The organism is Staphylococcus sp. Ze2, assembly GCF_048568365.1.
Taxonomy (GTDB): Bacteria; Bacillota; Bacilli; order Staphylococcales; family Staphylococcaceae; genus Staphylococcus; species Staphylococcus xylosus.
In genome coordinates this window covers 2,303,664-2,322,603 of record NZ_CP183486.1, presented here as the reverse complement: position 1 = coordinate 2,322,603, position 18,940 = coordinate 2,303,664, and the positions used below count along the sequence as shown (strand labels likewise).

Annotated in this window: 18 protein-coding genes; 8 read left to right on the top strand and 10 right to left on the bottom strand. The window is 32.9% G+C overall.

Annotated elements, in window-relative coordinates:
• Positions 1 to 84 precede the first annotated feature (84 nt).
• The 3 genes from ACM591_RS10865 to ACM591_RS10855 all read left to right on the top strand — a co-directional run bounded on the left by ACM591_RS10865 (position 85) and on the right by ACM591_RS10855 (position 3,906).
• On the top strand, positions 85 to 1,401 hold the full coding sequence (locus ACM591_RS10865; protein ID WP_029377558.1) for a Na+/H+ antiporter family protein: 1,317 nt from the start codon (positions 85 to 87) through the stop codon (positions 1,399 to 1,401).
• 29 nt (positions 1,402 to 1,430) lie between these two features.
• Positions 1,431 to 1,808 (top strand): hotdog fold thioesterase, encoded by a 378-nt coding sequence (locus ACM591_RS10860; RefSeq protein WP_029377557.1) that lies wholly within the window; start codon positions 1,431 to 1,433, stop codon positions 1,806 to 1,808.
• Between the two features lie 745 nt (positions 1,809 to 2,553).
• Positions 2,554 to 3,906, top strand: a complete 1,353-nt coding sequence (locus ACM591_RS10855) for an IS1182 family transposase (protein WP_411775964.1) — start codon at positions 2,554 to 2,556, stop codon at positions 3,904 to 3,906.
• A 143-nt stretch (positions 3,907 to 4,049) separates the two neighbouring features.
• On the opposite strand, the gene ACM591_RS10850 is transcribed toward ACM591_RS10855, so the two are convergent.
• The 9 genes from ACM591_RS10850 to kapB all read right to left on the bottom strand — a co-directional run bounded on the left by ACM591_RS10850 (position 4,050) and on the right by kapB (position 11,724).
• The gene (locus tag ACM591_RS10850) at positions 4,050 to 5,252 is read right to left on the bottom strand and encodes an NAD(P)-binding domain-containing protein (protein WP_418354381.1); all 1,203 of its coding nucleotides are present in this window, start codon (positions 5,250 to 5,252) and stop codon (positions 4,050 to 4,052) included.
• Positions 5,253 to 5,450: 198 nt separating this feature from the next.
• Positions 5,451 to 5,807 carry a Na+/H+ antiporter subunit G1 gene (locus ACM591_RS10845; protein WP_029379187.1) on the bottom strand — a complete coding sequence of 119 codons (357 nt, stop codon included), beginning with the start codon at positions 5,805 to 5,807 and terminating at the stop codon, positions 5,451 to 5,453.
• A complete protein-coding gene (locus tag ACM591_RS10840) occupies positions 5,785 to 6,078 on the bottom strand; it encodes a Na(+)/H(+) antiporter subunit F1 (protein WP_038678212.1) in 294 nt (97 codons plus the stop codon). The genes ACM591_RS10845 and ACM591_RS10840 overlap by 23 nt, the downstream gene beginning before the upstream one ends.
• Positions 6,078 to 6,557 carry a Na+/H+ antiporter subunit E gene (locus tag ACM591_RS10835; protein ID WP_038678213.1) on the bottom strand — a complete coding sequence of 160 codons (480 nt, stop codon included), beginning with the start codon at positions 6,555 to 6,557 and terminating at the stop codon, positions 6,078 to 6,080. The genes ACM591_RS10840 and ACM591_RS10835 overlap by 1 nt, the downstream gene beginning before the upstream one ends.
• Position 6,558: 1 nt before the next feature.
• Positions 6,559 to 8,055: a Na+/H+ antiporter Mnh1 subunit D gene (gene mnhD1, locus ACM591_RS10830; RefSeq protein ID WP_042363016.1), complete on the bottom strand. Its 1,497-nt coding sequence runs from the start codon at positions 8,053 to 8,055 to the stop codon at positions 6,559 to 6,561.
• Complete coding sequence (mnhC1, locus tag ACM591_RS10825; RefSeq protein ID WP_017722347.1) at positions 8,042 to 8,389, bottom strand: Na+/H+ antiporter Mnh1 subunit C; 348 nt, start codon at positions 8,387 to 8,389, stop codon at positions 8,042 to 8,044. Before mnhC1 ends, mnhD1 begins: the two co-directional genes overlap by 14 nt.
• Positions 8,389 to 8,817 (bottom strand): Na(+)/H(+) antiporter subunit B, encoded by a 429-nt coding sequence (locus ACM591_RS10820; protein WP_029379183.1) that lies wholly within the window; start codon positions 8,815 to 8,817, stop codon positions 8,389 to 8,391. Before ACM591_RS10820 ends, mnhC1 begins: the two co-directional genes overlap by 1 nt.
• The gene (locus tag ACM591_RS10815) at positions 8,798 to 11,215 is read right to left on the bottom strand and encodes a Na+/H+ antiporter subunit A (RefSeq protein ID WP_418354380.1); all 2,418 of its coding nucleotides are present in this window, start codon (positions 11,213 to 11,215) and stop codon (positions 8,798 to 8,800) included. The genes ACM591_RS10820 and ACM591_RS10815 overlap by 20 nt, the downstream gene beginning before the upstream one ends.
• A gap of 128 nt (positions 11,216 to 11,343) precedes the next feature.
• Positions 11,344 to 11,724 (bottom strand): sporulation phosphorelay system protein KapB, encoded by a 381-nt coding sequence (gene kapB / locus ACM591_RS10810; protein WP_029379181.1) that lies wholly within the window; start codon positions 11,722 to 11,724, stop codon positions 11,344 to 11,346.
• Positions 11,725 to 11,791: 67 nt separating this feature from the next.
• On the opposite strand from kapB, the gene ACM591_RS10805 reads away from it, so the two are divergent.
• The 5 genes from ACM591_RS10805 (at position 11,792) to ACM591_RS10785 (ending at position 17,820) form a co-directional block, all read left to right on the top strand.
• Entirely contained in the window at positions 11,792 to 12,385 is a 594-nt protein-coding gene (locus tag ACM591_RS10805; RefSeq protein ID WP_029379180.1) for a peptidylprolyl isomerase, read from the top strand.
• A gap of 479 nt (positions 12,386 to 12,864) precedes the next feature.
• The gene (ygs, locus tag ACM591_RS10800; RefSeq protein ID WP_017722342.1) at positions 12,865 to 13,245 is read left to right on the top strand and encodes a S1 domain-containing post-transcriptional regulator Ygs; all 381 of its coding nucleotides are present in this window, start codon (positions 12,865 to 12,867) and stop codon (positions 13,243 to 13,245) included.
• Positions 13,246 to 13,705: 460 nt separating this feature from the next.
• Entirely contained in the window at positions 13,706 to 14,839 is a 1,134-nt protein-coding gene (locus ACM591_RS10795) for an NADH-dependent flavin oxidoreductase (RefSeq protein ID WP_029379179.1), read from the top strand.
• Between the two features lie 435 nt (positions 14,840 to 15,274).
• On the top strand, positions 15,275 to 16,465 hold the full coding sequence (locus tag ACM591_RS10790; protein ID WP_029379178.1) for an ornithine--oxo-acid transaminase: 1,191 nt from the start codon (positions 15,275 to 15,277) through the stop codon (positions 16,463 to 16,465).
• Between the two features lie 110 nt (positions 16,466 to 16,575).
• Positions 16,576 to 17,820 carry a Glu/Leu/Phe/Val family dehydrogenase gene (locus tag ACM591_RS10785; protein ID WP_029379177.1) on the top strand — a complete coding sequence of 415 codons (1,245 nt, stop codon included), beginning with the start codon at positions 16,576 to 16,578 and terminating at the stop codon, positions 17,818 to 17,820.
• A 103-nt stretch (positions 17,821 to 17,923) separates the two neighbouring features.
• On the opposite strand, the gene ACM591_RS10780 is transcribed toward ACM591_RS10785, so the two are convergent.
• Positions 17,924 to 18,898, bottom strand: coding sequence for a glycerophosphodiester phosphodiesterase (locus ACM591_RS10780; protein WP_029379176.1), 975 nt, complete (start codon positions 18,896 to 18,898; stop codon positions 17,924 to 17,926).
• Between the last annotated feature and the right edge of the window lie 42 nt (positions 18,899 to 18,940).

Here is an 18,940-nt window from a genome sequence, read left to right as displayed (position 1 = left end):
TTGTGTTTGACAAGTGCTCATGTTATTGATATTATAGTTCTCATGATGCTTTAGTTCGATAACGTGGTAAAGGAGTTGTGCTTTTTGATAAATGCTGTAGTAATAGCAGTGGTACTGATGATTATTTTATGTTTATGTAGATTAAATGTAGTAATCAGTTTGTTTATCAGTGCCTTAGTAGGTGGATTAATTGCAGGTATGAGTGTTTCAGATATCGTGTCTGTTTTTGGTAAGAATATTGTAGACGGTGCAGAAGTAGCACTAAGTTATGCATTGCTTGGTGGCTTTGCAGCGCTTATTTCTTATAGTGGAATTACCGATTATTTAGTGAATAAAATTATAAATGGTATCCATGCTGAAAATAGCAAGATGTCACGTATTAAAGTGAAAGTGATTATCATATTAGCTTTATTAGTGATGAGCATTATGAGTCAGAACTTAATACCCGTCCATATTGCGTTTATTCCTATTGTAATACCACCGTTAATTAGTTTGTTTAATGAACTGAATATAGATAGAAGACAAATAGCAATTATTATAGGATTTGGTTTATGTTGGCCTTATGTCTTATTACCTTTTGGATTTGGTCAAATATTCCACCAAATTATTCAGAATGGTTTTACCAAAGCAAATCATCCAATTGAAATGGACATGATTTGGAAAGCGATGATTATTCCATCTTTAGGTTACATTTTTGGATTGCTTGCAGGTATCTTTTATTATAGAAAGCCAAGAAAATACATTCAACATGAAGAGATTAAAGATAATAGTGAAATAGAAATTAAACCCTATGTACTTGTAGTTACTGTTATTTCAATTATAGCAACATTCTTAGTGCAATTATTAACAGACTCTATGATCTTTGGTGCGTTAGCAGGTGTGCTTGTATTCTTTGTTTCCAGAGCATATAAATGGACAGAATTAGACAAGCAATTTGTTGATGGTATAAAGATCATGTCATTTATCGGAGTAGTTATTTTATCGGCTAATGGTTTTGCAGGAGTAATGAATGAAACTGGAGATATTAACAGACTTGTAGAGGGATTAAGTGGAGTTATAGGGGATAACAAATTAGTTAGTATCATTGTGATGTATATAATCGGTTTAGTAGTTACCTTAGGTATTGGTTCATCATTTGCTACTATTCCAATCATTGCTACATTGTTCGTGCCTTTAGGAGAATCTTTGGGATTAAGCACAATGGCATTAATTGCCTTAATAGGTACAGCCAGTGCATTAGGGGATTCAGGCTCACCAGCAAGTGATTCTACGCTTGGTCCTACTGCAGGATTGGATGTTGATGGACAACATGACCACATTAGAGACACTTGTATACCTAATTTCCTATTTTACAATATTCCATTAATTATTTTTGGAACAATTGCTGCTATGGTACTATAAAAGGTATATAAAGAAAATGAGGTGACACAATGGCTAATATGTTAGATGCGTTAGATATTAAAGTTGTGAAACAAGAACGTGGTTTAATGGTAATGTCGATGCCTGTGACGGACAATGTAAAACAGCCGTTTGGCTATCTGCACGGAGGTGCGAGTCTAGCACTTGGTGAAACAGCATGTTCGATGGGAGCTGCTTATTTAATTGATACTGAACAATATGTACCGCTTGGATTAGAAATGAATGGTAATCATATAGGTTCAACTACTGAAGGAACTATATTTGCAACTGCTACGATTATTCATGAAGGAAAAACCACACAGGTATGGTCTATTGATATTAAAGATGATAAAGATAGATTAATTTGTGTTATGAGAGGTACTATTGCTATAAAACCATTAAAACGTTAATTAATATAAATAAAGAGCTTGGGGCATAAATCCCAGAAAAATAGCACCAGATGAATTAAATTAAATCATCTGAGTGCTTCTTTTTTTATGCAATACTACGTATTCTTAGCTAGGTTTCTTTGGGAACAGTTTAGCCTATAATTATTTCCTCAAGTGTCTCGCCCAAATACGTCATATCGATATGTAATTTTAAATTAAAATACTTTTAAAAAGATAAGCCCCTTACATATAATTTAATAAATACTATTAAACTAAATTAACGAGATACCTAATGTATAAAAATTATAACCGAAATATTTTAAATTCTAAATCAAGCAAAAGCTTTTAGTCCTAAAAACAAAAGAAATCTATAATCAAAGAAAAATTATGTTGAATTACTTTTGGAATTTGTGAAGTTTTTTTGAGTTTCGCTCGAATACCGGTTCGTGACATAATTAAATTTAAAAGAGAACTGGGCTTTGTATTAATAAACCCTAATATAAGAAAAATAGTAGCCCAACTAGCTAACTATAATTAAAAAGATAATGAAAAAGACAATTTCTATATTAGTTATATAGAAATTGTCTCAGACTGTCGACAAAGTCTCCGACTTTGTTGGCAGTTTTTTGTGCACGCTTTCCGCGGGCACTGCCTTAGCCTGTAGTCTTCGGCTAGCGCTCTTCCCGCAGGAGTCGGCCCAAATCACTGCCAATATTATACGAAAAATATTATAATATATATAAATTAAACAGTGGTGGTGTTTATTATGTTGAATAAATCAATTGATAAAAGAGATCAATATGAAATGATTTCTATTTCTGAATTAGTCCCTAATAATCATTTATTACGTAAAGTCGATACGATATTAGATTTAAATTTTGTATATGAACTTGTCGAAGACAAATATTGTCTCGATAATGGTAGACCTTCTATAGATCCAGTTATTTTAGTAAAAATATTACTTATACAAAGACTATTTGGTATCAAATCAATGAGACAAACAATTAAAGAAATAGAAACAAATGTAGCTTACCGTTGGTATTTAGGATATAGCTTTTTAGATAAAGTACCTCATTTTGGGACTTTTAGTAAAAACTATACACGTCGCTTTCATGATACGGATTTATTTGAACAAATATTTGAGAAAATACTCGAAATAGCTATCAAAAATAACTTAATCGATCACTCATCTTTATTTATTGATTCCACCCATATTAAAGCAAATGCAAATAAAAATAAGTATATTACAGAAATTGTTAAAAAAGATACACTCCACTTTCAAGAAGAATTGGACAATGAAATAAATGAACAAAGGTTAGCACAAGGAAAAAAGCCATTAAAAAATAAAAAGAAGGAGGAATATAAAACAAAAAAGGTAAGTACAACTGATCCAGAAGCTGGATACTATGTAAAAGGAGAACGAGAAAAGCAATTTGCTTATAGTTTACATGCATGTGTGGATAAAAATGGTTATATAATTGATAAGCATGTGACGCCCGGTAATATTCATGATAGTACACAACTCAAACCAATGATTGAAAGACTAGAAGCAAAGCAGATGTTGCCTATTACATTAGCAATTGACTCAGGTTATAAAACACCTTTTAATGCCCACTTTTTACTTGAAAAAGCAATTGTACCAGCAATGCCCTATACAAGACCTAAGGGGAAACCTGGATTTTTCAGAACAAAAGATTTCATCTACGATGAATATTATGATACTTATATTTGTCCTAATGATGAAATTTTATCATACAAAAGAACGATGCCGACAGGACACAGGTTATATGTATCAGATGGTTCAATATGTCGAGACTGTCCTGTATTAAGTAAATGTACCGAAAATAAAGATGTCATAAAACAAATTAGAAGACATGTTTGGCAAGACGATTTAGATATAGTTGAAGATTTAAGGTTTATTGATACTGTAAAAAAACAATATAAATTGCGAAGTCAAACAATAGAGAGAAGATTTGGCGATGCAAAAGAACAGCATGGTATGCGATGGACAAGATATAGAGGGCATGACAAAGTTTCCATGGATACCACGCTAATTTGTGCTGCCATGAATCTAAAAAAAATAGCAATGTGGTTAGTAAAAGGGCCAATAATGGTCTGAAAGACCACTGCTTTTTGAAAAATAACTATATAAATAAAAATAAACAAACCTTACGCATTAATTTGCGCAAGGTTTGTCTAGGTTCTGAGACAATTTCTATATTAGTTATATAGAAATTGTCTTTTTTTACTTGTCCAAGAACTTTATTGTCCTATGCTTTGATTGGTGTACAAGCCCTCGCTATTATAATAATGCTGTGATTGATTGTACTGTTTGTGTTCAAAAGCTTCACCGATTCTTAATGAGGCTTCACGACCTCCCATAATATTCCGTGAAAATGGTCCGAGCTCCAAATCAGCCAAGCCACCGCTAACATAAAGATTAGGGAGCCATTCTAACGTTGGTGTAATTGAAGGTAGTCCACAGCTACTTACCGGGGCTTGGTATTTTGTTACTAATTGTTGAATTAAAGGCTGTTGCATAATCGTTTCTTTAAAGCCTGTAGCTAATAATATATGGTCGTAATGTATACAATACGTGTCAGTACAAATATGGTGATTAACTATATTTGTTATTTCGTTAATATGTACTTTAAGACGACCTGCTTTAATATACTTTTTAAGTCTTAATTCTAGTTCTTTTGGCATTGAACCTTTGTGTCGCTCATTTTTAATTGTGTTTAAGCGATCAATAGAAGATTGCATAGCACTAAATTTTTTCATGTTTTTAGGTCCTAGCCATCCAGGGTCTGCATCAAAGTCATGAACATCTATTGCTTTATTCATCCATAAATGAATCTGATTATTACTGTTTTCTTTTAAAAGCCTTGACGTGAGGTGAGCTGCAGAAATACCACTACCAATGACATGAGATGTTTCGGTATAAGTATCTTGTTCATTTTCAAAAATGTGAGAAATGTCAGGTTGAAGTTGAAAAAGTTCAGGAATGTATATTTCATGATTACAACCAAATGCAACTACTACATGGTCTGAACTAATCCAGTTTTTATTATTCAATTGCACGTGCCATTGTTGTTTGCTCTGCTTAATATCACTGACATATCCTTGAATATGACATGAATTTAAATGATATGAATGAATTAAATCATGTGTATGCTCCATAAACATATTTCGGTTAGGTCGTTTATATTGTCCATATGCAGCATTAGTATAATGCATTTTTTTAGCATATTTATTTAAATGAAAAGGGTTAGGATGAACATGATGTACACATGGTGAACGTAAATAAGGCATGTCGATACGTTTTGAGAAATTATCAAATTGAGCACACAAGTTAGGGTTTGGATCGATAATTGATAATTGTGATGCCTTTAAACCTAAAGATCTTAACTTAATAGCGATAGTTACAGCATGTAGTCCACCGCCGATAATAGTCCAAGTTGTCATAAAAACACTCCTGTTTATTTAAATCGTAATAATTACGATTTAATATATCATGTAATAAACTTTATAACAACTGATTTCGTATATAAATTATGAAATGTATAGTAAACAAAAAGTGGGAGAGACATATCTCTCTCCCACAAATAATTTATAAACAGCACTAGGAGAAATTGTTCTTAACTAAATCCAAGTAAGCTGCTTTTATAATTTTGTATCTTTTAAATCTTCTTTAATTTCATCATGCTTCGTTCTTTTTGAAGCAGGCGTTTGTAAATTATACGCTGATTTGATAATTAAATGACTTGCTAAAGGTCCAGTAATTAAAATAAACAAAATACCCACAAGTAATTGCATATTCACATAACCTTCTCGACCAATAAAATATAAGAACACACCACTAATTAATAGCATTGAGCCTAGTGTTGCAGCTTTACCGGCTGCGTGAGCTCTAGCGTATACATCGTCCAAGCGTAATAGACCAATAGCCGCTAGGGCACTGATAAGTGAGCCTAAAATGACCAAGATAAGTGCAATACTAATGACGATCGTCGTTATCATTTTCAATCACCTTACCTTTATCCATATATTTGGCAAATACTGCCGTACCAAGAAAAGCTAAAATACCTATCAATAAAATGGCCACAATCATATACTTTGTACCTAAGAAAATACTAAATAGTGCAACAATAGCCATGAGTTGAATACCCATTGCATCAAGTGCGACGACCCTGTCAGCGAGAGAAGGGCCGATAATTACACGAACAAGCATGCCTAGCATTGATAAAGCTACAATAACTAGCGCAATGATTAATATAATATTATAGTTCATTAATTTTCGCCTACCTCTCTGACCACTTTTTCAAGGGATGATTTGATACTATCTACTTCTTCTTCTTTTGTAGTGAAATCGATACTGTGTATATATATTTTTGTACGATCATCACTAATACCTAATACAATTGTGCCTGGCGTTAGTGTGATTAAATTAGATAATAATGCGATTTGCCAGTCACTTTTTAAATCTGTATGGTACGTGAAGAAGGCCGGCTCATTATCAATCTTGGGTTTAATTACAATACGTATAACATCTATATTTGCTTTTACTAGTTCTATTAAAAACACTAAGAATAGTTTCACAATTTTGTAGACAGTGATGATATAAAATCTACCAGGTAATACATCGCGCATTAAATAAACTAATAAAAGTGCGAATAAGTAACCTAAAATAAAGTTATTAAATGTATAACTGCCTGTGACGAATAACCAAAATACAGAAAGCATCAAATTTACTAATATTTGAACTGCCATATTATTTACCTCCCAATACTGCGTCTCTATAGATACTAGGATTGTAGAATGTCTCAGCAGCATCTTTAATAATTGGTTGCAACCAATCTGCAGAAAGTCCGAAAACAACTGTGATAATGACTGAAATGATTGATATTGTAAGTATTCCTTTATACTGCAACTTAGGATTTACTTGATAACCTTCAGATTTTCCGAAAAAGCCTAATAAGAAAATACGAATAACAGAATAAAGAACTACTAAACTTGATAGTAAAACAACAATACCGCTTAAGTAAAATCCTTTTTCAAATGTAGCTTGTACGATATAAAATTTACCATAAAAGCCGCTTAGTGGCGGTATGCCTGCAAGACTTAGTGCAGCGATGAAGAACGTCCATCCTAAAACAGGATAATCTTTAATAAGACCACCATATTTACGTAAATCATGTGTTTTCGTAATTTTATACATAACACCAATTAGGAAGAATAGTGCTGCTTTTACTAACATATCATGTAGTGTATAGTAAATCGCACCCATCATACCTGATTGATTCATCATCGCAATACCAACTAGGATAACGCCTACAGCAATTACAATGTTATAAAGTATGATTTTTTTAGTATCAAAATAGCTAACAGCGCCGACACAACCGAAAATAATAGTAAGTAATGCTAGGAACAATATTGTATAAAATGAAAAGTCCGATGAATCATTAAAGAATAAACTAGCTGTTCTTGCAATGGCATATACGCCTACTTTTGTTAGCAAAGCACCAAAGAATGCAATAATTGCAATCGGTGGGGCATAATATGCACCTGGCAACCAAATATACATTGGGAATGCACCAGCTTTAGTTGCAAAAACAAAGATAAACATGATAAATATGATTGTTATTATACCGTTATCTTCAGCAGGTAGTTGACTTAACTTTTCACTAATATCAGCTAAATTCAAAGTCCCGACTACAGAGTAGAGCATAGCTACAGCTATAACAAAGAATGCTGATGAAGTTACGTTGATAAGTACGTATTTAATAGTTTCGCTTAATTGTATTTTAGTTCCGCCTATAACTAACAAGATATATGAAGCTAAAAGGAACACTTCAAAGAATACAAATAAGTTGAATATATCTCCAGTAATAAACGACCCAATTATACCTGTAACCATAAACATTACTGCGAAATAATAGTAGTATGTTTCGCGCTCTATGCCTACTGATTGATAGGAATAAAGGATGATTAACATCGTTATAATCAAACTTGTGATGACAAGTAAGGCACTGAATATATCAAGGACAAAGACAATACTATAAGGTGCTTCCCATGAACCTAATTCTAATATAATAGGGCCATCTCTAAGCACATTTTGGAAATTGATAATTGCAAAAATCAATGTAATAGCTGTACCTGATAAGGCAACGTAGCGCTTTATCCTAGGGCGCTTACCAATGAATATGAGTGCGATAATAGTAATCATTGGTATGACGAGTAATGAAATAATGAGATTACTCTCTATCATTGTCCAGCACTCCTTTCATACTTTCTACGTTGTCTGTGCCTAATTCTTTATAACTTCTAAAAGCTAACACTAAGAAAAATGCTGTTACAGAAAACGAAATTACTATAGCTGTAAGTATTAAAGCCTGTGGAATTGGATCTACATATGAAGTGATTCCTTTTTCATAAATAGGCACTTCACCTTTTTTAAGACCGCCCATAGTAATTAAAAATAAATTGGCTGTGTGTGTTTGTAAAGTAGTCCCAATAATGATACGTATCAAACTTTTAGAAAGAATGAGATAAACGCTCATCGCAGTGAGAATACCACAAACAAAAATCATAACTATTTCCATTACTCATTCTCTCCAATCGCTAATATTATAGTCATTATTGTACCTACAACTGCGCATAATACACCCAAATCAAAAAATGTAGCAGTATGCATTTCCATTGGTTTTAAAATTATTAGTGGAATTTCAAATGGTGTATGTGTGAAAAAGTTCTTATGATAAAACCAACTTGCCATCGGCGTAGCTAGACAAAAGAAAAAGCCAATACCGATTAATTTTTTAAAGTCCCAAGGGAAAATTTTACGCATCGTTTTTATATCAAAAGCTACTGTAATAATCACGAGTGCACTAGAAAGTAATAAACCTCCTACGAAACCACCACCTGGTGTATAATGTCCGGCTAAAAATAAATATAGTCCAAACATCACGATGAGAAAGAAGATAACAACAGCTGAATATTGAAAGATTAAATTATTTTTCTGTCTGTTCAACGTTTTTACCTCCTTCATCATTTTTATTATTATTTGTACGTAATTTAATCATTGTATACACACCTAAACCGGCAATACCAAGTACTGCAGATTCAAATAAAGTATCGGTACCACGGAAGTCAACAAGGATAACGTTAACCATGTTGGTACCATGGGCTAAGTCATAAACATTTGATTTATAAAATTCAGCAATAGAGCCGAAATGTCTATTACCATAAGCAATTAAACCAAGTACAGTTACTACGATACCCGCACAGACTGCAATAACAATATTTAATAATTTAAAAGAACGTGTTTCTTTATGTCTATTTAAATTAGGTAAGTGATAGAAACATAATAAGAACAATGCAGTTGAGATAGATTCAACTACAAATTGTGTAAGAGCTAAATCTGGTGCACCAAAGAAAATAAAGAATATGGCAACAGAATAACCTACAGCGCTTGCCATGATAATGCTAAATAATCTAGATTTAGCAAATATAATCATAGAAGCAGCGGTAATAATCAATACTACAATGATTAATTCAAATGGACGTACAGCACTGACATCTTTAAAGTCAATATTAAATGGTGTAACTAAAAGCGTTACTAACGTAATTACTATCAATGAAGCGAAGATAATAATTAAGTTATTACGCGTAAATCCAGTGACATAAGAGTCGGTAAATTTACCTGAGTAATTCGGCATAACTTTACCAAATTTATCATACCAATAATTTAATGTGAGTTTGGTAGGTTGTAAATGCAATAAACGAATCCAATAACCAAAAGTAAATATGAGCAAAATACCTACAACATAAATAACTAATGTTGAGAAGAATGCTGGCGTAAAGCCATGGAACATATGAAATTCTGCAGTTGTACCAGTTGTTTGGCTAATTGCATTTACTGCAGGGTCAATGATTGTGCCAGTTAATATTGATGGGAAGAAACCGAATACAATAACTAATACAGCTAAAATCGCTGGTGAAATTAGCATGAGTATAGATACTTCATGAGCTTTTTTAGGTAATTCTTCAGCCTTATGACTACCTAAAAAGATTTGACCAATAAATCTGACAGAATAAACAAATGTAAATACACTACCAATAATTGCGATAATAGGAATTAATACGCCAAGCGTATTTAAACTAAATATATTAGCATTTGTAATTTCAATCATGCTTTCTAAAAATGACTCTTTAGATAAAAATCCATTAAATGGCGGTATACCAGCCATACTTAATGAAGTAATGATTGTAATCGTAAATGAAATCGGCATGATAGTTAATAATCCGCCTAATTTATTTACATCACGTGTGCCTGTTGAGTGGTCGATTGCCCCAGTTACCATAAATAATGCGCCTTTAAAAGTGGCATGATTAATTAAGTGAAAAACAGCAGCAGTAAATGCAGCAACATAAAGTTGACTTTCAGAGCCTTCAAAATGATAGCTAACTGCTCCGATACCTAACATAGACATGATCATACCTAATTGTGAAACAGTAGAAAACGCTAAAATACCTTTTAAATCTTGTTGTTTTGTGGCATTAAACGATGCCCATAATAATGTTATTAAACCAATCAAAGTTACTGACCAAATCCAACCTTGTGAAACAGCGAAAATTGGTGTCACTCGGGCAACTAAATAAAGACCAGCTTTAACCATTGTTGCTGAGTGTAAGTAAGCACTTACTGGTGTTGGTGCTTCCATAGCATCTGGTAACCATATGTAAAAAGGAAATTGCGCCGATTTAGTAATAGCCCCAATTAAAACTAAAATCATTGAAAGAATAAAAAATGGACTAGTTTGAATTTCAGAAACATTCTGAATTAATTCTTGAATACTTGTTGTCCCACCGGCAATTGAAAGTAATATAATACCGCCTAAAAGCGATAACCCTCCGAATACCGTAACGAGCATGGATTTTTGAGCACCATATATAGATGCTTGCTTATCACGCCAAAATGAGATGAGCAAGAAACTAGAAAATGAAGTTAATTCCCAAAATAAATATAAGATAATTAAATTATCTGATAATACAACACCTAACATAGCACCCATAAAGAGCAATAGATAACAATAAAAATTTCCCAGTTGCTCTTGTCGACTTAAATAACTTATAGAATAAAGTATAATTAAACTACCTATGCCAGTTATTAACAAACTAAATAATAAGCCTAAACCGTCAACGTATAAATTGAAATTCATACCGAAGTGAGGCATCCAATTGGCTTTTTGCATTATGTTATTTCCTGACATGGTTGTCGAAATATATGATAGGAAATATATAAATAAGACGACGGGGATAGGTAACACAAACCATCCTAAATGTATGCGTTTATAAAAACGATATACAATTGGAATAATGAGTGCGAAAACGAACGGTAAAAGTACCGATATATGTAACAAACTCATTATTTTATCCTCCTTTAAAAATGTATTATAAAACCATTATACATGAAGTAGACTATTCTGAAAAACGTCAGGAAGCCTTGAAACACTTGTGTTAGATGTTTTATTAAATAAGAAGAAACACGGTATTTTTATTCAAAATTTTGTTTATATTGAATGGAATAATCATGTTTTAATCTTTGTAAATTGTCGAGTGACATAGTTGCGTGCAATGTATCTTGACCTTTTAATTGAGCTTCTAATTTTGATATCGCACGCTGTAATGATTCAGTGTAAGGCATAATTTCTGCATTGAACTCTCTAAGGTGTGACTTTGTAGTATAGCGCTTTTCATAATGACTAAGTGCTTTACGTTCATGGAAAAACACATTTTCAGTTTCTGTGGGATTGTGTAAATCACCTTGTTTAGGGTGATTAATCACTTGTTCAACTTGAACGAGAACGCTATTTTCATTTTCTTCCTTAATTGTTACGCCATAACTGCCAGTTTTATGTGAAAAACGGTATAACATAATTCAATACATCCCTTCTTTTGTGTTAGAATACATATATCATCTTAACATGAAATGGAGAATAAAAATGACGAACTATCCTCAGTTGAACACAGAAATAAATGACAATGAAATTAAAATGGTAATGCATACAAACAAGGGAGACATGACTTTTAAATTATTACCAGATGTTGCACCAAAAACAGTAGAAAACTTTGTTACACATGCTAAAAATGGTTATTATAATGGTGTTACTTTCCATCGTGTAATTAATGACTTTATGGTACAAGGTGGAGACCCAACTGCTACAGGTATGGGCGGCGAAAGTATTTATGGTGGACCTTTTGAAGATGAATTTTCAAGAGAAGCGTTTAATATCTACGGAGCACTTTCAATGGCAAATGCAGGACCAAATACAAATGGTTCTCAATTCTTCATTGTTCAAATGAATGAAGTGCCAGAATCAATGCTTAGTCAATTAGCTGACGGAGGTTGGCCAGAACCGATTGTAAAAGCTTATGGCGAAACTGGTGGTACCCCTTGGTTAGATCAAAAACATACTGTATTTGGTCAATTAATTGAAGGTAAAACTACATTAGAGGACATTGCTAATACAAAAGTAGGTCCACAAGACAAGCCATTATATGATATTACAATTGACTCAATTGATATTGTTGAATAATTAACAGAATATATGAATCTCTAGATAAATATCTAATTTCAGTACGAATAAGCTGATTAATTATTTAATCTAAACTATAGGAGAAGAGCTTAGAAATCAATTTGATGTTGATTTTTACTCTTCTCCTTTTTTAGAGATGTTTTAAAATGATGCGGAATGAAATAGTTAAAAATGAATCGTTGCAAATTCCAACTGGAACTTATTTTGAATAGGAAGAAATAGGATTTTTATAAAAGCTGGAATATTTAACTAACAATTTTAATATAAGTAAATATAATTAGTATTAGCTAATTAAGAAGTCATAATTTATTAAGTAATTCTATAAAATACAATATCGAGCGTTTATACGCTGTATTTAGTAATAGTTTTAGCAACATAAAAATGTAAAATGTGAAATTTTTCTGTGTTTATGTTAGTGCCTTACTATAATGTATGCTATTATAATAGTGTTAAGTAAAACGAATTAAGGGGTTATCACGTTGAATAATCACTATAAAGTAGGTCAACATATTAAAGTTCGTGTGACTGGTATTCAACCGTATGGCGCTTTTGTAGAAACCCCTGACAATGCTGAAGGATTAATCCATATTTCTGAGATTATGGATGATTACGTCCATAATTTGAAAAAGTTTTTATCAGAAGGACAAATTGTAAGAGCGAAAGTAATTTCAATTGATGATGAAGGGAAATTAAACCTTTCATTAAAAGATAATGACTATTTTAAAAATTATGAGCGTAAGAAAGAAAAGCAATCAGTATTAGATGAAATTAAAGAAACCGAAAGATATGGGTTTCAAACAATTAAAGAACGCTTACCGGTTTGGATTAAACAGTCCAAAAATGCGATCAAAGATGAATAAAGTCATCTTTTCTTAAGGCTGAGACATAAATTTATGTCTCAGCCTTAAGTGTTTTATAGTGTGATTTTTAGTGGTTATGTTTGGACCGTTAACACTTTATTGGACAACTTCGATTAGTCTAAGTATTGTTAGATTAAGAAGTTAATTTTTTTCATATGAGACGAACTAAAGCGTAACTTTTTAGAGCGTCAGGAATTAATAATGTTGTTTTTTAGTAGGCTTATATTGTCCTAGCAATGGGCCATGCTTTTTAGAGGGAAATCTTTATTTATATTATGGGTATACCAAATGCATAAAAGAAATAACTATTTAGAAAATGAATTTGGAAAAAACGCAATGATATATGCGTGAGCATATTTATTTATCTATCAGATTATTATAGTTAGAATTATAAAAGCACTACAAACTATAAGTGTTTTTATAATTTTCGAATGTTTTAACGCATAGGAGGAAAAGTAAAATGAATAAAAAGTTCCAACCACTTTTTGAAAAATTAACATTACCTAATAAAGTTGTTTTAGATAATAGATTTGTTTTAGCACCACTTACGCATGTTTCATCAAATGACGACGGATCTATTTCAAATGAAGAAGTTGTTTATATGGAACAACGTTCGAAAGATGTTGGCTTAGCTATTTCAGCAGCTAGTAATGTTACGGATTTAGGCAAAGCATTTCCTGGCCAACCATCAGTAGCACATGATTCAAATATTGATGGCTTAAAACGCTTAGCTCAAGCTATGAAGAAAAACGGCGCAAAAGCTGTCGTTCAAATTCATCATGGTGGGGCACAATCATTACCAAATTTAACACCAAATGGAGATGTAGCTGCACCAACACCAATTTCACTAAAAAGTTTTGGTGAGCAAGAAGAACATCACGCACGTGAAATTACTGAAGATGAAATTAAACAATCAATTAAAGCTTTCGGAGAAGCGACTCGTAGAGTTATAGAAGCTGGATTCGATGGTGTCGAAATCCATGGTGCAAATCACTACTTAATTCATCAATTTGTTTCACCTTATTATAATCGTCGTGAAGATGAGTGGGGCAAAGATCGTTTGAAATTTGCATTAAACGTTGTTGATGAAGTAACAGAAACAGTACAACAACATGGTAATGAAGATTTTATTGTTGGTTATAGATTTTCACCTGAAGAAGCAGAATCACCTGGTATAAGCATGGAAATTACAGAATCATTAGTTAAACACTTAATTGATAAACCTTTAGACTATTTACATGTTTCTCTAATGGATATACATTCAGAAACGCGTGAAGGTAAATATAAAGGGCAAGAACGTATTAAATTGTTATTAGAGTGGATTGATGGTCGTATGCCTTTAGTAGGTATTGGTTCTATTTTTACTGCGGAACAAGCTCTTGAAGCGATTGAATCTACTAACGTTGAACTTGTTGCATTAGGCAGAGAAATATTATTAGACCATAACTTTATAAGCAAAATTAAAGATGGTAAAGAAGATGAAATTATTTCACACTTCGATCCAAATAGAGAAGATAGACATCATTTACCACCTAAACTTTGGGAACAATTCAATAAAGGATTTTATCCATTACCAAGAACAGATAATAAATAGAATATTTGTCATAGTAATCGAGGCCGAAACATTTAGTTGATGTTTCGGCCTCGATTACTATATAACGTTATAAAATATTTCTAACTTCATCGTTCTATTTGTAAAAGTAAAGTTTATAAATAGAACGGTGAAGTCTGTGATTAAATATGCGATTTAGCGCAATACTAATAAAATATAATTAATTTTTAAAATGTTAATATAGTCTTGTATTAGTATTGGTAAATGTGGCATTATATATGTAAGGGTTTACACTGGAAAATTGGTGCTTACTCATTATATTATTTACGTTAATTTAACTGATTTGACGGCGTTTGTAACATGAAACTTAAGCAGTTTTAGAAAATGGTTTCAGTTAATCGCTAAATACGTTATGCTATTGAATGAGTATTACTTAAGAGTCTTTTTACTCTTAAATTTTTACAAAGGGGAGATATCATGTCAAGATCAGAAGAAATCATTGAAGTAACAAATCATTATGGAGCGCAAAACTATGTGCCGCTTCCTATCGTTATATCGGAAGCTGAAGGTGTTTGGGTTAAAGACCCAGAAGGTAACAAATACATGGATATGTTGTCAGCATATTCAGCTGTAAACCAAGGTCATAGACATCCAAAGATTATTCAAGCATTGAAAGACCAAGCGGATAAAGTTACTTTAGTTTCACGTGCATTTCATAGTGAAAATCTAGGTGAATGGTATGAAAAAATTTGTAAGCTTTCAGGAAAAGCTAAAGCTTTACCAATGAACACGGGTGCTGAAGCAGTTGAAACGGCTTTAAAAGCAGCTCGTCGTTGGGCTTACGATGTTAAAAAAATAGACCCAGATAAAGCAGAGGTTATTGCTTTCAATGGTAACTTCCACGGTCGTACAATGGCACCTGTATCTTTATCATCAGAACCAGAATATCAACGCGGTTATGGTCCATTATTAGATGGGTTCCGTAAAGTAGATTTTGGCGATATTGAAGCTGTTAAAAATGCTATTACTGAAAATACAGCAGCAATTTTAATTGAACCAATACAAGGGGAAGCGGGTATTAATGTTCCACCTGAAGGTTATTTAAAAGAAATAAGAGCTCTATGTGATGAACATAACGTATTGTTTATTGCTGATGAAATCCAAGCTGGCTTAGGACGCTCAGGTAAATTATTTGCTACGGACTGGGATGACGTTAAACCAGATGTATACATTTTAGGTAAAGCATTAGGTGGTGGCGTATTACCAATATCTGTAGTATTAGCTGACGAAGAAGTACTTGGTGTGTTCTCACCAGGATCTCACGGTTCTACTTTTGGTGGTAATCCACTTGCTTGTGCGGTTTCAAACGCAGCATTAGATGTAATAATTGACGAAGATCTACCAGGGCGTTCATTGGAATTAGGTAACTATTTCAAAGAAGAATTAGAAAAAATAAACCATCCATCAATTAAAGAGGTACGCGGACGTGGCTTGTTTATTGGGGTTGAATTAAATGAGGAAGCGAGACCTTATTGTGAATCATTAAAAGAAAAAGGTTTATTATGTAAAGAAACGCATGATACGGTCATTAGATTTGCACCGCCACTTATTATTTCTAAAGAAGAATTAGACTTTGCATTAGACAAAATTAGAAGCGTTTTTGAGTAAATTCACAGTTCTGTAATATATGTTTTGAAAACCCTTTAAAAAGGAAAATCTTATGTTACAATTATCATGAAAGCGAAATCATTAGTAACGAAAAAGAGGCGAAATGAATCATGACTGAGAATAATAATTTAGTTACTTCGACGCAACAAATTATTAAAGAAGCATTGCACAAACTGGGATTTGATGATGGGATGTATGATTTAGTAAAGGAACCTTTAAGATTCCTTCAAGTTAGAATTCCTGTGCGCATGGACGATGGTACTGTTCAAACTTTTACTGGTTATCGTGCACAGCACAATGATGCTGTTGGACCTACAAAAGGTGGCGTACGTTTCCATCCAGATGTGGACGAAGAAGAAGTTAAAGCATTATCAATGTGGATGACATTGAAATGTGGCATTGTTGATTTACCATATGGTGGTGGTAAAGGTGGTATCATTTGTGATCCACGTCAAATGAGTATTCACGAAGTAGAACGTTTATCTCGTGGGTATGTGCGTTCAATTTCTCAATTCGTTGGACCAACAAAAGATATTCCAGCGCCAGACGTATTTACAAACTCTCAAATTATGGCATGGATGATGGATGAATATAGTTCATTAGATAAATTCAATTCACCAGGATTTATCACTGGTAAACCAATCGTGTTAGGTGGTTCGCAAGGACGTGACCGCGCGACTGCATTAGGTGTTGTTATTGCTATTGAACAAGCTGCACAAAGAAGAGGTTTAGAACTTAAAGGTTCTCGTATTGTTATTCAAGGATTTGGTAACGCGGGTAGTTTCTTAGCGAAATTCTTGTATGATATGGGAGCAACAATTGTTGGTATTTCAGATGCTTATGGTGCTTTACATGATCCAGAAGGATTAGATATTGATTATCTTTTAGATAGAAGAGATAGCTTTGGAACTGTGACTAATTTATTTGATGAAACAATTTCTAATAAAGAGTTGTTTGAAATTGACTGCGACATTCTTGTGCCGGCAGCAATTGCAAATCAAATTACTGAAGAAAATGCAAATGACATTAAAGCCGATATTGTGGTTGAAGCGGCAAATGGACCAACGACACCAGAAGGTACACGTATCTTAACTGAACGTGGTAAACTACTAGTACCAGATGTATTGGCTAGTGCCGGCGGTGTAACGGTTTCTTATTTCGAATGGGTACAAAATAACCAAGGTTATTATTGGACTGAAGAAGAGGTAAACACGAAACTACGTGAAAAACTTACAACTGCATTTGACACAATATATGAATTAGCTCAAAACAGAAAGATTGATATGCGTTTAGCAGCTTATATAGTTGGTATCAAGCGTACTGCAGAGGCAGCACGTTACCGTGGATGGGCATAAATAAATATTTGAATAATAGTAGTAAGTTTAAAGTCCGAGACATCAACAGATGTCTCGGACTTTTTTGGATTTTATAAATAAATTGCTCAATGGAAGTTATCAATTATTGTTCATTTATGACTTGCTTATATAAATCAGGATAATTCGTAAATAGTCCATCTATTCCATATTCATTAAGTTTTTCCATGTCGGCTACTTCATTCACGGTGAAGGGATGAACCAGGAATCCAGTATCTTTAAGATTGGCAACATTTTGCTTAGTTAAATCTGTATATTCAGGACCGACACCGATGGCATATTCTTTAATATAATCCAAATCTTGTTGTGTCATATTCGGTAGTTCGCCTTTGTCTAATAATCGTATAAGTGGCACATTTGAATTTAAATCTTTCATTTTAAGTAAGCTTTCTTGTGAAAAAGATTGAATCATGACATGACCTTTTTTGAGAGACTGTTCATTTAATAATTGGTGTTTATTAAGTGTATCTAATAATTTTTCTTCCATACCAGGATACACATCAGGAGATTTTGTTTCTATATAATAATTAGCATCAGTACCATAACGCTCTAATATTTCGTCTAATGTTGGTATTTTTGCACCTTTATAATTTGAATTAGCATATTGTGGATTTTGCTCATTAAATTTACTTCCTGCATCAAGTTGTTTTAATTCCTCAAGTGTATATTGATCAACCCGACCGGTACCGTTAGTTGTTCTATCTACTGTTTCATCATGCATGGCTACTAGTTGACCGTCTTTAGTCATTTGTAGGTCAATTTCAATATATGATGCGCCTATAGCATTATGGCTTTTGTCATATGAGTAAAATGTATGTTCTGGAGCATAGCCACTAGCACCCCTATGTGCAATTGTTGTGAATTTCTCGCCCGTTAAATTATGTATCCAATTTTGTTGATCTGATTTATTATCCCCAGTAACTGTTTGAACTGAAGTATTTCCATTTTGATTATTTATACCGTTGGTGTTACTGGATGCTTCAGTAATGGTTGAGCTTCCTATACCAGATAAAGACAATATTGCTATACTTGAAATCAAAAGTTTACTCGAATTTTTCACAAGCTGTCACTCCTTTTTATGAACTTACTTTTACAGTACATA

Coding starts and splice junctions, on each gene's coding strand:
- ACM591_RS10860 (WP_029377557.1), top strand. CDS start 1,431: ATGGCTAATATGTTAGATGCGTTAGATATTAAAGTTGTGAAACAAGAA.
- ACM591_RS10855 (WP_411775964.1), top strand. CDS start 2,554: ATGTTGAATAAATCAATTGATAAAAGAGATCAATATGAAATGATTTCT.
- ACM591_RS10850 (WP_418354381.1), bottom strand. CDS start 5,252: ATGACAACTTGGACTATTATCGGCGGTGGACTACATGCTGTAACTATC.
- ACM591_RS10845 (WP_029379187.1), bottom strand. CDS start 5,807: ATGATAACGACGATCGTCATTAGTATTGCACTTATCTTGGTCATTTTA.
- ACM591_RS10840 (WP_038678212.1), bottom strand. CDS start 6,078: ATGAACTATAATATTATATTAATCATTGCGCTAGTTATTGTAGCTTTA.
- ACM591_RS10835 (WP_038678213.1), bottom strand. CDS start 6,557: ATGGCAGTTCAAATATTAGTAAATTTGATGCTTTCTGTATTTTGGTTA.
- mnhD1 (WP_042363016.1), bottom strand. CDS start 8,055: ATGATAGAGAGTAATCTCATTATTTCATTACTCGTCATACCAATGATT.
- mnhC1 (WP_017722347.1), bottom strand. CDS start 8,389: ATGGAAATAGTTATGATTTTTGTTTGTGGTATTCTCACTGCGATGAGC.
- ACM591_RS10815 (WP_418354380.1), bottom strand. CDS start 11,215: ATGAGTTTGTTACATATATCGGTACTTTTACCGTTCGTTTTCGCACTC.
- kapB (WP_029379181.1), bottom strand. CDS start 11,724: ATGTTATACCGTTTTTCACATAAAACTGGCAGTTATGGCGTAACAATT.
- ACM591_RS10805 (WP_029379180.1), top strand. CDS start 11,792: ATGACGAACTATCCTCAGTTGAACACAGAAATAAATGACAATGAAATT.
- ACM591_RS10795 (WP_029379179.1), top strand. CDS start 13,706: ATGAATAAAAAGTTCCAACCACTTTTTGAAAAATTAACATTACCTAAT.
- ACM591_RS10790 (WP_029379178.1), top strand. CDS start 15,275: ATGTCAAGATCAGAAGAAATCATTGAAGTAACAAATCATTATGGAGCG.
- ACM591_RS10785 (WP_029379177.1), top strand. CDS start 16,576: ATGACTGAGAATAATAATTTAGTTACTTCGACGCAACAAATTATTAAA.